Annotated in this window: 10 protein-coding genes and 1 riboswitch; of the genes, 7 read left to right on the top strand and 3 right to left on the bottom strand. The window is 47.9% G+C overall.

Translation table 11 applies throughout. The annotated features are described in order from the left end of the window. Positions 1-63 precede the first annotated feature (63 nt). The 3 genes from ACWHX8_RS14035 to ACWHX8_RS14025 form a co-directional block, all read right to left on the bottom strand. Entirely contained in the window at positions 64-2,166 is a 2,103-nt protein-coding gene (locus tag ACWHX8_RS14035; RefSeq protein WP_447968753.1) for a hypothetical protein, read from the bottom strand. A gap of 81 nt (positions 2,167-2,247) precedes the next feature. Then, entirely contained in the window at positions 2,248-4,515 is a 2,268-nt protein-coding gene (locus tag ACWHX8_RS14030; RefSeq protein ID WP_447968752.1) for an InlB B-repeat-containing protein, read from the bottom strand. A 76-nt stretch (positions 4,516-4,591) separates the two neighbouring features. Then, positions 4,592-4,675, bottom strand: a riboswitch (cyclic di-GMP riboswitch). A 253-nt stretch (positions 4,676-4,928) separates the two neighbouring features. Then, entirely contained in the window at positions 4,929-5,873 is a 945-nt protein-coding gene (locus tag ACWHX8_RS14025) for a hypothetical protein (RefSeq protein ID WP_447968751.1), read from the bottom strand. Between ACWHX8_RS14025 and ACWHX8_RS14020 the strand changes: the two genes are divergently transcribed. The 7 genes from ACWHX8_RS14020 (at position 5,866) to prsK (ending at position 15,267) form a co-directional block, all read left to right on the top strand. Beyond that, on the top strand, positions 5,866-6,123 hold the full coding sequence (locus ACWHX8_RS14020) for a hypothetical protein (protein WP_447968750.1): 258 nt from the start codon (positions 5,866-5,868) through the stop codon (positions 6,121-6,123). The two genes, ACWHX8_RS14025 and ACWHX8_RS14020, sit on opposite strands and share 8 nt — an antisense overlap. 856 nt (positions 6,124-6,979) lie before the next feature. After that, the gene (locus tag ACWHX8_RS14015) at positions 6,980-8,464 is read left to right on the top strand and encodes a sensor histidine kinase (RefSeq protein ID WP_447968749.1); all 1,485 of its coding nucleotides are present in this window, start codon (positions 6,980-6,982) and stop codon (positions 8,462-8,464) included. After that, positions 8,461-9,261, top strand: a complete 801-nt coding sequence (locus ACWHX8_RS14010; RefSeq protein WP_447968748.1) for a hypothetical protein — start codon at positions 8,461-8,463, stop codon at positions 9,259-9,261. Before ACWHX8_RS14015 ends, ACWHX8_RS14010 begins: the two co-directional genes overlap by 4 nt. Before the next feature lie 15 nt (positions 9,262-9,276). Then, entirely contained in the window at positions 9,277-10,671 is a 1,395-nt protein-coding gene (locus tag ACWHX8_RS14005; protein ID WP_447968747.1) for a sigma-54-dependent transcriptional regulator, read from the top strand. 843 nt (positions 10,672-11,514) lie between these two features. Then, a complete protein-coding gene (gene xrtA / locus ACWHX8_RS14000; protein WP_447968746.1) occupies positions 11,515-12,396 on the top strand; it encodes an exosortase A in 882 nt (293 codons plus the stop codon). A gap of 19 nt (positions 12,397-12,415) precedes the next feature. Further along, entirely contained in the window at positions 12,416-13,138 is a 723-nt protein-coding gene (locus ACWHX8_RS13995) for an exosortase C-terminal domain/associated protein EpsI (protein WP_447968745.1), read from the top strand. Between the two features lie 11 nt (positions 13,139-13,149). Next, positions 13,150-15,267, top strand: coding sequence for an XrtA/PEP-CTERM system histidine kinase PrsK (gene prsK, locus ACWHX8_RS13990; RefSeq protein WP_447968744.1), 2,118 nt, complete (start codon positions 13,150-13,152; stop codon positions 15,265-15,267). Positions 15,268-15,286 lie beyond the last annotated feature (19 nt).

Below are 15,286 nucleotides of genomic sequence, written 5' to 3'. Positions count from 1 at the left end.
TATGTGGTGCAAGAGGCGTGGGAGGTTAGTTTTTCACTGATACGTATCGATGTATCTCAACGATCAATCAGGAATTTTAGTGTGACTGATGATGAGTTGATCGTACCAGACATACCCAACTGGATGGGCTTGGTTTTTGTTTTTGTTGGTTTGGTACGGTAAGAACCAGAGTTTGCCATATCCCTTATTGTTACGGAGCTGTATGAGAAAATCGATGGCTAAGATACTGGGTTTCCCTTCATGCGAAACCCATAATCGTACACGACTCTTTTCTCCGGGTTGACCGTGTGTGAGGCCGATTTGAAAGGTCATCCATTCGTCCGGCACATATTCCACGCATGTCGGTGAATTTTCTGGCCAATCAGACCGAAGACACGGTCCAGGGCCTCCAGGTTGGTAATCAAAATCATAACGCCCCACCCTCGTGACAATTCCATCATTGAAGCCGCAGGCATGATACATGTTGGGATATCCGTGCTGATTCGTGTCAACAAGCACGATTTCATTGCTGGAACACGAGTATTCATCGGCAGCCCCAATCATGCCCTGCTTCCATCCGGCACCGGGATCAAACTTTGTATTCAAAAAACTTGCTGAAAACCGTTGCTTCCACTGAATGAATACTTCTTGCCCTGGCCCAATGGATTGCCCATTTAAATAGTCGGCGAAGCGAACATGATATTGTCCGGACCCTCCACTCCCACTATTTGACGGGACGATAAACCTTAAGGAGCCGGCGTCAATCTCCGGACAGCCCTTTGTGGGATCACTTTGTAGTGCCTCGCACCGTCCATCATTTGATGTGATGGCTTCGCGTAGGTCGCCCTTATCCGTTGGTAATGGATCATTGAAATCTTGACAATAAATCGTGCTAGCTTGTTGGCACAGTGTGGCGAACGGTCCGCTCGGTAATGGTGGTGCGTTTGGTGTATCCCCATTCGGAGGAGGTGGATTGTCTTGTCCTATGACGACCAGTTGGGTCGGTGAGCTCGGTGGAACGTTATCGAGCGAGGCCTGATCTCCGGAGCCTGGAGTTGATTCGGCGATAGGGGGAGTCACGGGTGTCCCGCCTTGCGCATGTTTGTACAACCAGATTGTTGATTTATCTCCCGCATAATCCCCGTACATGATTACGCCATATGTGTTTATCGGCACCACGAAGCCATCGACGGTATTGGCTGAGGAGCGATTGAGTGCACTTGGTCTGGTTGCCTGATCGTCGATGACGCTCCACGTATTTGTCTTGAAGTTAAACGCATAAAACTTCCCAACATTATTCAACACCAAGAGGTCGCCCGTTACTGGATCGACGGTAATCAGTCCACCTTCTTTGGCATGAGGAAGCTGTAAGATGGTTGGAGCATCTGGTAGTTTTGTGATGACTCCATTTGCGTCCATCTTGCACCAAGATTTTGACGTTGGAAATCCTGAGGCACTCGTATTCCCGCCCCCGAAGACGATGGCATGGGTAATGGGGTTATAGGACGCAAAATTGTGATACCATCCTTTTTGAGGTTGTCCTGGTCCTTGAAAACATTCATATTTTTTGGATGCGTACACGCTCCAGGTATCTGAATCGTAGTCATATTCTCGAACGGATCCGTTGGATCCATCGAAGACATACCATTTTTTCCGTTCGGGAAAATATTCAAGCGCATGCGCGATGCCGCCCCCATTGGGCCCCTGGACACCCTTCCTCCATGTTTTTTTTGTAATATCGTAATGATAGATATTGGTAAAACTTGGAGTAATTTTCACAAATCCTAAAAGACGATGTTCGGGGGAAATCGTATTATGATTATACCCATGTCCCAATGAAGATTTTTGACCCATGACAAGGAGATCCCGTGTCCAGGTATTCGATTCGTCCGAATAAATATGTAGTTGTGAAGAATTGTAATGTCCTGATCCGAGAAACAGAACTTGCTTGCCGATTGGATCCCACGTGCCTTCGCCCATGTACTGAGTCGACAGTGCATTGTTCCCGCCGGGATATTTTAAGTAATTAGGGGTAAACCCATTCGTTTTCAGTTCTGCCCAACTGCCTGCCGGCATGGAATTCGCGACGTCGCCAAGGACGCTTGCCCTCGTGGGATCCGTTGAAAAGCACAGCAAGGTTGCAAACAGGAGCAGGAGTGTTCGTCGTTTGACTTTCAGTGTTTTCATAGTCTTCCTTTAAAGCAGAGTTCAAATAAAGCCTACTGCAACAAGTAAACGAATTCATGTTCAGAGCACCCTAGCCGAAGCCTAAGGTGCAGGTGTGATCGTGATATAGTTTAAGATGACATGTTGGCTTTCCCGTTGCAAGTTAACGGTCAAGTTCCCGTCCTTGACGGTGACTAGGAAATCGGTGATGGTGAGGAATTCATTGACTCGTGTTCGCACATTTGGAAACACGACCTTTCCTTCCACTTCAATGTGGTGTGGACCCTGGGCATAGCTCGGGTCACCACTGGCCAGGGAAACGAGATAGTTGCCGTTGGCGAGATTATATTGCCAAGTGGCTGTGTTGCCTTTATCAAAGTGGATAAAGGTATCCCGGGACTGATTGCTCAGGTAGTGGCGTTCACGGGTGTTGACCCGGGTTGACCAGCCATAGCCACGGCTGCTGGAAAATGTTGCTCCGTCATCCTTGATAAATCCCGACGGAACGGACGCGCCTGAGGGTTGGAAGTTAATGGACACGGCATTTCCACTCGTTGGAGGCGAACTTGGTGGCGGAGGTGTGGTGCCTCCGGCCGGTGCAATGCGTACGTAATTCAAGATGGTCTTGCTTTTTCCTCCGCTGCGGGTGAGCTTAATGGTTAATTTTCCATCTGAGACGGTCACCGGGAAATTTGAGACAACTTTGAACTGCCCGGGTTGCGTGGTGACGTTATTGATAGCCGTCCGTCCTTCAACCATGACATGATGTGGCCCCTGCGGATAACTGGGATCGCCACTGACGAGGGAGACAAGGTAGCTGCCGTTGGCGAGATTATATTGCCAGGTGGCCGACGTTCCGGTATCGAAGTGAATGAAGGTGTCACGAGACTGATCTTTGATGGCGTTGCGGTCACGGGTGTTGACCCGGGTCGACCAGCCATAGCCGCGGCTGCTGGAAAAGAGTGACCCATCATCCTTGATGAATCCCGACGGGACGGATGCTCCCGAAGGTTGGAAGTTGATAGAGACGGCTTCGCCACTGGGGGGCGGCGTAGTTGGTGGTGGAGGTGTGGTGCCTCCGGCCGGAGCAATGCGTACGTAATTCAAGATGGTCTTGCTTTTTCCTCCGCTGCGGGTGAGCTTAATGGTTAATTTGCCATCCGAGACGGTCACCGGGAAATTTGAGACAACTTTGAACTGCCCGGGTTGCGTGGTGACGTTATTGATAGCCGTTCGTCCTTCAACCATGACATGATGTGGCCCCTGCGGATAACTGGGATCGCCACTGACGAGGGAGACAAGGTAGCTGCCGTTGGCGAGATTATATTGCCAGGTGGCTGACGTTCCGGTATCGAAGTGGATGAAGGTGTCACGAGACTGATCTTTGATGGCGTTGCGGTCACGGGTGTTGACCCGGGTCGACCAGCCATAGCCACGGCTGCTGGAATACGGGGCCCCGCTATCCTTGAGGAAGCCCGACGGAACGGAGGCGCCCGAGGGTTGGAAATTAATGGAGACGGCTTCGCCACTGGGGGGCGGCGTGGTTGGTGGTTCTGGCGCGGTCACGAAGGTTGCTGATACAGACTTCGCGGCATTCATGCTGACGACACATGAACCCGATCCCGAGCAGGAGCCACTCCATTGAGAGAAGGTTGCGTTAGATTGTGGAGTGGCAGAGAGAGTGACAGATTGTCCTTCAGTGAATGATGCCTTGCAAGCGGTTGTGCATCCAATGCCCGAAGGATCACTTGAAACGGTTCCGTTTCCTGTAATCGAAACGGAAAGTGTATAGGTTGTCGTCGTTGGAGGTAATTCCTTAAATGTTGCGGTCACGGATTTCGCGGTACTCATCGTGACGACACAGGAACCCGATCCGGAGCATGCCCCTCCCCAATTCGAAAACTTCCAGTTTGATTTTGGTGCGGCAGAGAGAGTAACGGATTGTCCTTCAGCGAAGGTGGCATTACAGGATGTGGTGCATCCAATGCCCCCAGGAGCACTTGAAACGGTTCCGCTTCCCGTTATCGCAACGGAGAGCTTGTGTGATACGGTTGCTGCTTCTGTGCTGACTTCTTCGGAGGGAGCGCTCTCATTGCCCGCATTATCATATGCGGTAACGGCAAAGTAATGCTTTTCTTCGGCGGTAAGGCCTTCTTTACGATACGAGGTGTTCTTGTCGGCATTGTCGGGGTGGCCATAGTGCCCAGATTGTGTGCCATGATAAACATTGTAGCCAGCTAAATCCTCTTCTTGGTTTGGAGCCCACTCTAACTCGACATCTTTGTCGGCAGCGGAAACTATAGTGGAATGTGAGAATAGTAACCCAAAGGCAAGAACGATAACGGGTATGTTTCGGCTCCAAGTGAACATATGAGGCCCCTCCTTAAATAGAAAAATCGAAGAAGGCCCCATTTCCGCGGGGTGCTGACTGAACATCTGCCCTTCCTTCGGTGACCCGGCCATCAGATATGAGCCCATCTGATCCGTGGTTTTGCGTCCCTACCTCACGGTAGGTTTGCCCTTATCGGGAAGGAGCCTTCCTAAGTTATAACGGTAGACGCTGTATTCCTTAGCTGATCATGTGAATGAGTGTCCCTATTGTTTGTGCGTATATCTCGATGAACGTTGAGTTCCACATGCATACATATATCGGCCATCTTGTCTAACACTTAAGTTATCCCATTCCGTCATTTTTTCATCGCATATTTTCGAATCGTATGGGTTCTTGACGATTACTTTTTACACTCATCTAAAAGCAAGTCATGATGTGTGGAATGTCGTCACTAATTGGGGACGATCCGCACATAATTCAACATGGTTTTCGCCGTGCCGCCTTGACGGGTGAGGCGGATAGTGAGCTTTCCGTCGGCAACGGTTACTACGCGATTGGTGACCGTCGCAAATTCATTGGCTTTGGTTGATACGTTGTTAATGACCGTGATGCCTTCGACTTGCACATGATGAGGTCCCTGATGGTACGTAGGATCCCCGCTCGCTAACGAGACACGGTACTGGCCATTGGGGAGCGTATACTGCCAGGTGACGGTCGTGCCCTGATCGAAGTGGATAAGGGTATCGAGGGACTGATTACTCGAGCGATTGCGTTCACGGGTATTGACACGTGTCGACCAGCCGTAGCCACGAGAGGCTGTGAAGGGGGAGCCGTCATCTTTGAGGAATCCCGAAGGCGTACTGGCGGACGATGGTTGGAAATTAATGGACACGTTAGCTCCCCCTGGCGGTGGAGGAGGAGCGGGAGGTCCTGGAGGTGGTGGCGGAGTTGATCCTCCTGCCGATGCGATCCGCACATAATTCAAGATGGTTTTCGCTGTTCCACCTTTTCGGGTGAGGCGAATGGTCAGTTTTCCGTCGGCTACTGTCACCAGGCGATTGGTAACGGTGATAAATTTATTTGCCGTGGTTGATACATTGTTAATGACCGTGATGCCTTCGACTTGGACATGATGAGGCCCCTGATCGTAAGAAGGATCCCCACTGGCTAACGAGATGCTGTATTGGCCATTGGGGAGCGAATATTGCCAGGTGACGTTCGTACCTTTGTCAAAGTGGATGAGGGTATCGAGGGACTGATTACTCGAGCGATTGCGTTCGCGGGTATTGACACGTGTCGACCAGCCGTAGCCACGGGAGGCTGTGAAAGGGGAGCCGTCATCTTTGAGGAATCCCGCAGGGGTGCTGGCAGAGGAGGGTTGAAAGTTAATGGACACGTTAGCCCCCCCTGGCGGTGGAGGAGGAGCGGGAGGCCCTGGTGGGGCTGGAGGAGGTGGAGGCGGCGGAGGCGGTGAGGTTGATCCGCCAGTAGCTCCAGAGGCTTCGTTCGAAGGCGCACTTTCATTTCCTGCTAAGTCGATAGCAGTGGCAATGAATGTGTATCGTGTATTGTCTGCTAATCCGGAAATAGTCTTTGACGGAGATGAAGGATTTGATGGCAACCCGGAAAAAACGGGTGCGCCATAATTGGTTGAAGGGGGAATTCGTCTGTAAATTCTATACTCCGCCAGATCACTTTCTTTGTTCTGCGCCCAAGAAAGAGTGAGTGAGGCTGCCTGAACATGGTAGGGCAGAGCTGAAAGTGCTGCAATGAACAGCATGGTAATAAACGCTGGAAAGCTGATTCTGCATACGGGGGTAACATAACTAGTCATTGTGTTCATCCATTAGGTTTCGGTTTGCAGGTGTGGTAAAAAATGAACGTGATCATCTAGACGTAGTGAACCTCACCGTCGTTCAAAACGTTAAAGAATGCGGCTGTTGCTACATTGATTTGACCAGATACATCGTAGTCGATAATCCCACTAGGCTTGTGGCTTTGTGGTGAATTTTGTTGATCTACGTGCGTGGTCTTGTGGGTCCCAGGCATTACCCGCAAGCAATTCATGTACCGAATTAGAATTTTGTCGAATTTATTTCTTGAAATTAGGAGGTTACAAAAAATTGTCTACGCGATGATGGAATTAGGAGAAATGAGATTATTGAAATTTCTGAAGGTCGTGCTGTTCATGTGTTATACGTAATTTCTGAAATTGTTAGACGGATGAATGGTAGAAAACATTGTCATGATGTTTTTCATATTTTTTTGATTTTTTACTCCGCAATGCACTGTTTTGACGGTGAGATTTGACTCGTCAAAGGGTAGTATGTTTTCTAGTGGATTCTCTTATGTCTGATTGTTAGGAGATCTGTTTGTTAAGGAGATGTATGATTTGACTCATTGTGCGTTGAATCATAGGTGAAGAAAAATGTGTAATCGGTATAAACGATTACGTCGTCACAGTATGTACGACATTATTCACTGTTGGATGCAGGCTGTCTGATGTTTTCACGTCTTTCTATATTTTGGCGATCAGCGTTGGGGTATTTAACCATTATCGCCTTAGTCGTTGGGGTGAATCTGTATGTTCTGAATCAACTTCGCGTTCTGACGGATTTAAGTGCACAGCTGGTTATCCATCATTTTCCTGCTGTTGAAACAGCGAAACGTTTGATTGTGAGTTTATATGCGCAGTTAAAGAGCGATAAGCAATATCTGGTTCTTCGGGATACTTTGTTGTTACAAGAATTTCTTGAAGAAGCCGAAAACTTTCGAAAAACGCTGCAAGTCTTGCAAGAGCAGGAGGATTCCCCAGAGACCTTGGAGTTGTTGGCGACAGTCAAGCAACTGCATGAAGACCTTCACACGCTGTTTCTCAGTGAAGGGGTGGAGCAGCGTGAAAGCTCTGAAGTGTCTATTTCTTCCTACGAGAGTCGTCGTGATGTGTTGGTTGACTCCATGACGGAGTCGATAAATTCGTATATTACATTACAGGAATCAAGTATTGGGGGCATTTTACGTGATACGCATGTGCGGTCTGTTCAAGCGGTCGATATTTCTCGACAACTGATGATCATGGCATTACTGTTAGGACTTGGTTTAGCTGGTGTTGCCAGTTATAGTATTCTTCGTCCGCTTAGGCGCGTTCAGGGACAGATACGTCGTATTGGGCAAGGTCAGTTTGGTAGCACGGTTCCGGTGACTGTTCCGCATGAGTTACGAGAACTGGTTCTTACGGTTAACTGGATGAGTGAACAATTACAGCAATTGGATCAAATGAAGTCTGAGTTTCTTGCCAATGTGTCGCATGAACTTCGCACCCCGTTAACTTCTATTCGAGAGGGCACGCAACTTCTCATTGATGGTATTCCTGGTCCTGTCAATCGCGATCAACGGGAGACCTTGACCATTTTAATGGAAAGTAGTCAACGTCTGAATCAGTTAATCGGCAATCTTCTTGATTTGTCTCGGATGGAAGCCGATATGTTAGCCTATCAATTTCATCTCACGGACTTGAATCGTCTGGTGTTGCGTTCGGTTGAGAAAATGAAATTCCTTGCAGAACGCAAACATATTCAACTGTTGACCGAGTTATCACATGATCGTGTTCGTATGCAAGAAGTTGATGGTTCACGCATTGAACAGGTGACCGAGAATTTGTTGTCCAATGCGATTAAATTTAGCCCTGAAGGATCGTCTATTACCATTCAGTCAAAGGCTTCAGAAGATAACCAATGTTTTCATCTCTCCGTGTCGGATACCGGGCCTGGGGTCCCGCCTGAAGACTTGCCCCATATTTTTGAACGATTTTATCAAGGAAGATCACAAGAAGGTCGTTCGTATGTTGGAAGCGGTATCGGGTTGGCTTTAGCGAAGAGAGTGGTGGAGGCTCATGGAGGAACTATCTGGGCTGAGAGTGAAGTCGGAAAAGGGACAACACTTCATGTTATAGTAGGTAGTCGAAAGGCTAGTGGAGTCACCAAATGATACGATGGGCAAATCGTTTCTCTAAAGTCTCATGTGTCATGATTGGGGTGGCCGTATTTTTGGGAATAGTAAGTTTGCCTGTAGATATGTGGGAGATTGACCCTGCGATCGCGCAGGTTCAGTATTTGAATGGTTCATTGTCCTCAATATTCGAGCCTGATTCGGAAGATGCCCCATTTTTTCGTGCTCTTGTCGAGTCCCAAGAGCAAGAGTTGAAAACATGTAAAACGCCATTAGCCTGTCAGAAACCAAATTTTCTCCGAGGTGTGGCATTGCTGTATTCTGACAAGGTTTTAGCTTCGTCTCATTTCCGAAAGGTGATCTCGGCAAAGCCATCGAGTCGTTTAGCGGCTGAAAGCCGATTTTGGCTTTGGCTTCTTGATGTCCTTCATGCACCAAAGGAAGGAGCACAACTCTCAACTATTGATCTCGCACGACGTCTGACTCGTGAAATCGTGGATCGAGAATTTATGGTGTATGATTTGGTGGCAAAGCTTGAACAGACGTCGCTTGAATCGTTACAGCAAAAGGTGATAGACCGAGATAAAAAGGTAGAGGAATTGAATCAAGTCATTGCGGCTTTATCGAAGGAAATACGTGAATTAGAAAAAGAGCCCGCCATCCGCTTATCCCTTCAAGAAGCATTGGACTCGAGCGAAAAGAAAGTTGAGGAACTCATGCATCAGTTGGAGGCGCTTCGGAGAATTGATCAAGAGCTCAAGGAGAAGGCTCCGCCAACTCGACCATCAGAAGAATTGACCCCTTCTCCAGAGTTAGAAGCCGCCTCCCCCAAATAGGAATGGAAAAATCTTATGTCAGATGAACGTATTCTTGTTGTCGATGATGATCCGAGTCTGTTGACACTCTTGCAAATGCGACTCAAGTCAATGGGGTTTGTCGTGACGCCTTGTGGGACAGGGCGAGATGCATTAAGCCGAGCCCAGGAAGAGGCTTTCGACTTTGCCATTCTCGACCTTCGCTTGCCGGACTCAGATGGTCTGGGGTTGATGGAAGATCTACATCATCTGCATGCAGGCCTTCCTGTCTTAATTCTCACGGCACACGGATGTATTCCGAACGCTGTAGAAGCCATGCAAAAGGGCGCGCATGGATATTTGACAAAACCGTTTGATGATAAAGAACTTCTTGCGAGTATTGATAAGGCCTTAACTCAACAACGCATGAGCCAAGAAATCCATCGCCTGCAAATGCTGGTCAATGAGTTATACGGCATGGATAAGGTCGTGGCTCGGAGTTCTGAGATGCAAGCATTGCTTCAACAGGTGGCACGAGTAGCCGGTACTGATGCTACTGTGTGTATTTCTGGAGAAACGGGAACGGGAAAAGAAGTCATTGCGCGAGTCATCCACTGCAATAGTTCTCGAGCGAATAAGTCATTCATTGCCGTGAATTGTGCGGCCATTCCTGAGACATTGTTTGAGAGCGAGTTATTTGGCCACCAAAAGGGATCTTTTACTGGCGCTCATCAGACGAAGCGCGGACTGTTCCAGACAGCTGATAAAGGGACGTTGTTTCTTGACGAAATTGGTGAAATGCCCTTATCACTTCAAGGAAAGCTTTTGCGAGCGATTCAACAACGGGAAGTGCTTCCGATTGGAGCGCAAGTGCCAACGAAAGTTGATGTGCGGATTCTCGCCGCAACGAATTCAGACCTGGAAGTCGCGGTGAAGGAAGGACGGTTCCGAGAAGATCTCTATTATCGAATTCATGTCGTGCCGCTCTGGATTCCACCGTTGCGTGATCGCCGCCAGGATATCCCTTCGTTAACGCAATTTTTTCTCAAACAAAGTGTGGCGCGTCTGAATAAGCCCATTCGAGGGTTTACGCCAGATGCGATGCAAACGATGGTCACGTACTCGTGGCCAGGAAACGTTCGAGAACTTGAAAATGTCATTGAGCGTGCCGTCGTCATGTCTCCGAAAGATATGATTACGGCAGACCTATTACCCTTGACCCCCGATAAGTCTCCAGGTACGCTTCAGCCATTGACCGAAGCCAAAGAAGATTTTGAGCGTGAGTACTTAAAGGACATTCTCCGGGCAACCGATGGAAACATTTCTCGAGCATCGCAGATTGCCGGTCGGTATCGTGCAGATTTTTATAAACTCTTAAAGAAGTACGGGTTGCATCCATCAGATAATCAAGGAGAACGGGTGCCACCTGGAGAATCGGTAGATGTTATATAGACGGATTCGTATGTTCGCATTCATACTTGTGCTTTCTTCTCGTGTGGGTTTTCCATCAATTCATACTTGATCACGTTACAGCATCATGCTTGATGCTCTTCCACGTTTCTTTCATTTCTGTTCGTGTGTAACAGACATTGACCAATGTACCCATATGTTTGCCTTGTTCTGTGAATAGTACAGGCACCATACTTTGAGTACGTAGATTCCTGATGTGGTTTGAGTGTCTTGACGAGACGCGCAATCTTTGTTGGAATCTAGGCTGGGCTTTGTAGATGTCGGCCATGCCCGTCTGTAAGTCATGTCTTTTTTTCAACGTCAGAGTATGACATTGTGTGGAATTGATCCAACATGCTGGAGATGTGAGCAGTATCGATAGTGATGGTAGAGCTTAAGAGTCACCTCAGTTAAACCGAAGAACTACCAGCAATCATATGCAATTCAGACGCTTGTAGCGAATCCAAATACGTTTCAGTTATAGCCGTTTCACATAAACTATCGCTAATTGAAACGTTGTCTCTCGTCGGGTTCGTTGTATGCTCCTGTTTGGCGCATATGCAGATTCGCTATAAACCATGAGGACTTTCAACGCGATATCCAACGTGTCAAGAGTAGGGAAGTTCATGGAATCGCCTATAACTGACAATGCTTGACGTGTTCTCTCACGTATTGGAGCAAACGTGTACACAGTGGCGCCGTATCGTTTCGGTATAACTGAATCGGCTATAACAGTTCCTCTTTCAGGGGACGTTGTGCAATATTTCGTTAATGAAGAAGCATGTCGCATCATATGATGTTTCACATTAGGAGCGTACACGGAATGAGACTAATGGATGTGTATTTATGACGGTTATGAGTCTTCCCTCGCATTCATCGTTTGATTCTCGAACTTTTTTTCTTTGGTCGATTCCGATCATTGGCCTCTTGCTCTTGCTGTATTGGGATATTACCGGTGCGCTGATTGGTGATTGGTATAATGATCCTGATTATTCCCATGGATTTTTAGTGCCTTTCTTATCGATATTTTTTGTTTGGGAACGTTGGGATGACATCAAACAAACGAACATTCAACCTAGTTGGTGGGGAATTGGACTTCTAGGCTTTGGCCTGATGATGTTAGTCATTGGGTTGGTTGGAGCAGAACTGTACACGCAACGATGTTCGTTGATCGCTGTGTTGAGTGGGCTGGTTCTGCTTGTGTTTGGCTGGAACATGATGTGGATAGTCAGTCTTCCTTTGGCCTTCTTAATCTTTATGGTGCCGTTGCCTGCGATTGTGGTGAATACCATTGCATTTCCTTTACAGCTATTTGCTGCCAAAACGGCAACGTTTTGTTTGTTTTCTCTCGGGATCCCAGTATTGCGAGAAGGGAATTTAATCGCCCTGGCTGGTACAACACTTGAGGTGGCCGAAGCCTGCAGCGGGCTTCGATCATTATTGTCGCTGTTGGCGTTAGGGACGGTGTATGGTTACTTTTCTCAAACAGTGATCTGGAAAAGATGGGTGCTCGTGTTTCTCTCAATTCCCATTGCCATCATTGCCAATGCGGTTCGGGTCAGCGGGACTGGGATTCTGGCTCACTATTGGGGAGTCGAAGCTGCAGAAGGTTTTTATCATACCTTCGAAGGGTGGATTGTGTTTATTGCAGCATTTGTTATGCTTTTAATCTGTGGCAGCCTCTTGTCTTGGATGGGACAAAGACGAAGAGACGAGGCAGGACTATGAAGTTCGGGAGTGACTAGGCATGAAACCTTGGCCTTTTATAATTGCAGTTGTCATGTTAATTGGCACATGGGGGGTGATTGAATCACTGTCCTATGGAGACACCGTACAAAGTAAAAAAGCCTTTGAAACGTTTCCTTTGACCGTAGCTAATCATTGGAAAGGTAAAGAACTGGGGTTGGAAGAGAAGATTCTCAAAGTCCTGAAGTTGTCGGATTACATGATGCGTGTGTATTGGCCAGCTGAAGAATCAGGGACCGCAAATATGAGCCATGTGAGTCAACTCAACGTTTCTCGTCCTCATGGGGAGGCAATGAGCGGTCCTGTATGGTTGTATGTCGGCTATTATGAAAGTCAACGAACGGGTAGTACGTATCATTCACCGAAGAATTGTTTGCCGGGAGCTGGATGGCAATTTGTGGAGTCCGAGCATGTCACAGTCCCAATGGGCGATGGCCGTGGGCAGGTCATCAACCGTGTGCTGATTGAAAAGGGCTTGGAGCAGCAAGTGATCTTATATTGGTATCATGATCGTGGCCGTGTGATTGCGAGTGAGTATTGGGCGAAAGGCTACATGATCTGGGATGCCATCACGAAAAATCGAACGGACGGTTCCTTGGTCAGAATTTCAATACCGGTGACGACGAGTTCGGAAGCGGCATACCAGCATGGCATAAACTTTATTCAAGACCTTTGGCCTGTTCTCTTAGAATTTATGCCTGATCAGTCAATTCATACAGTCTAAGAGGAAGAATCGTGATCTGGACGATCCCGTGTTTCCTAAGTGGTGGGGCGGCTCTCTTTTTGGCCGCCCTTCTTCTTTTTCGGCAGAATAAAGGACGCGTGTTTCTCGCCCTGCTGTTGATGGCAGCAGTCACGGTATGGGTTCAATTGACGAATGGGTTTTCTGTACTGTTTGAACACCAGTTTGTATTCTGGAGGCAGCTCTCTCTCCTTGGAGAAATTCTGTGGCCAGTGACCATCTATTTGGTTGCCTTGTCATTTACGAAACATCTGTCGCTCCCTTTTCATCAGTTATATGTGTGGCGATTTCGTGCATTACTTGCGGTTGCGGTGGGATTAGGACTGTTTGTCGCCGGGTTTCCTCATATGGTGGTTTCGGCAGGTCCCGAACACGAAGTGGTGGTGTTTCAGCGACCGTGGGGGCGAGTGATTTGGGGGTTTATCTTAGTGAGTTTGATTCTCGGCTTATCTGAATTGGAACATATTCTTCGCGTGTCACGTGATCCAATTCGGTATCAAATCAAGTTCGTTGTTATTGGGGTCGGCGGCATGGCGGCCATTGCAATTGTTCAGGCCAGTCAAATGTTGTTATTTGCGGTCTGGCAGCAAGAGTCTATGTGGATGGCAGCTATGGCAGTGTTTTTATCGATCGGATTAATTGTGTACGGGTTGAGCCGATGGGGGCCAGAAGACTTGAGTCACAAACTATTCGTGTCTCCTCATGTCTTGTATACCTCTTTTACCTTTCTCATTGTTGGCGTGTATCTTGTCGGTGTGGGGCTCGTCGTCGCCGTGGTGAGGCAAACTGATTGGACGATGAGTTCGGCATTGGGTATGCTCGTGCTTTTTGTCGCTGGCGTCGTGTTAGTTATTGGAATGTTTTCTCGACAAGTGCAAGCAGAGCTGCAGTTGTTTGTCGCGAAGCATTTTTATCGATCAAAGTATGACTATCGGAGTAAGTGGCTTGAATTAACAGAATCATTTAGTTCCTGTCAGTCCGTCGAAGAAATTTTAGACGAATTTTTAAGTATTTTGAGTCGGACATTTGGGGCATCAAAAGTAACGATTTGGATAGAATTTCAAACGGACAATCGATTTCACCAAGTACGGTCTGTGACGACTGGGCCCTCAAATGCCTCGATTTCTATGACCCACCCTGTGATTACGCAATTAGGACACCAAGGAGTTCCAATGGTGTTGTATGCTCAGGCAACTGAAACGAACGATCAGATAAAAAGCTTTATGGAAGATACGAGAGCCGTGGTGTGTGTGCCATTGCAGTCGGCGTCTGAGCATCTTATGGGTTTTATCACCCTCAGTGAAGAGTTGCATGGCCGTCCCTATGGTCGAGACGATCTCGACCTTCTTCGAGCGATGGGGCATCATGTCGCCATGTTGCTCACGCAAGTGAAGTTGATGGATGAGCAACGTGCATCTGCTGAGTGGGAAGCGGTTCACAAGTTTTCGGCTTTTTATTTGCACGATTTAAAAAATCTGGCGTCAGGGCTTTCGTTAGTCTCTCAAAATGCCGAGATGTATGGGCATGATCAGGAATTTCAGGCTTCTGCCATGCGGACCATTGGAAAGACTGTTCAGCGGATGATGGCGCTGATTGGAAAAATCTCGCTCCACGTTAAGGCCCCAAAGCAGGAACCCGCTGCGTCTTTTGAAGTCATGAATGTGAATGAGATTGTCTCGGATGTCGTGGGAACGTTGGAGGGCGTGTCCTGTAAACCTCAACTCGTCCCTGGCTCTGACCTTCCCGATGTCTCGCTCATTCCTGAGGAGTTTAAGCATGTCATCTTGAATGTGCTGATGAATGCACAGCAAGCGATACATGATGATGGGATCATTGAAATCGAAACGAAGCAAGAGGGGCAGAATGTGTTAGTTGTTATTAAAGATAATGGACGGGGAATTCCTGAGGCGCAACTCCGGACGCTCTTTCAGCCCTTTCGAACGACCAAGAAGAAAGGCTTGGGTATTGGTTTATATCAATGCCGGCAAATTGTTCAAGATCATGGAGGCATTATGAGAATTGATAGTCAGGAAGGTCGAGGCACGAGCGTTTCAATTCTCTTACCGCAGGTTTGTCGTCCAGTCGCAAGTATGAATGTATCGGTGAGGTAGCGTTGCGCGATGGGTGATG

The sequence above is a fragment of the Nitrospira sp. M1 genome (genome assembly GCF_965152605.1).
The sequence above is the reverse complement of the archived record's forward strand: the minus strand, read 5'-3'. Positions and strand labels throughout refer to the sequence as shown.

Excerpts from the sequence above, each read along its gene's own strand:
- ACWHX8_RS14035 (WP_447968753.1), bottom strand. The coding sequence starts at position 2,166 with ATGAAAACACTGAAAGTCAAACGACGAACACTCCTGCTCCTGTTTGCA.
- ACWHX8_RS13995 (WP_447968745.1), top strand. The coding sequence starts at position 12,416 with ATGAAACCTTGGCCTTTTATAATTGCAGTTGTCATGTTAATTGGCACA.
- ACWHX8_RS14020 (WP_447968750.1), top strand. The coding sequence starts at position 5,866 with ATGGACACGTTAGCCCCCCCTGGCGGTGGAGGAGGAGCGGGAGGCCCT.
- ACWHX8_RS14010 (WP_447968748.1), top strand. The coding sequence starts at position 8,461 with ATGATACGATGGGCAAATCGTTTCTCTAAAGTCTCATGTGTCATGATT.
- ACWHX8_RS14030 (WP_447968752.1), bottom strand. The coding sequence starts at position 4,515 with ATGTTCACTTGGAGCCGAAACATACCCGTTATCGTTCTTGCCTTTGGG.
- xrtA (WP_447968746.1), top strand. The coding sequence starts at position 11,515 with ATGACGGTTATGAGTCTTCCCTCGCATTCATCGTTTGATTCTCGAACT.
- ACWHX8_RS14005 (WP_447968747.1), top strand. The coding sequence starts at position 9,277 with ATGTCAGATGAACGTATTCTTGTTGTCGATGATGATCCGAGTCTGTTG.
- ACWHX8_RS14015 (WP_447968749.1), top strand. The coding sequence starts at position 6,980 with ATGTTTTCACGTCTTTCTATATTTTGGCGATCAGCGTTGGGGTATTTA.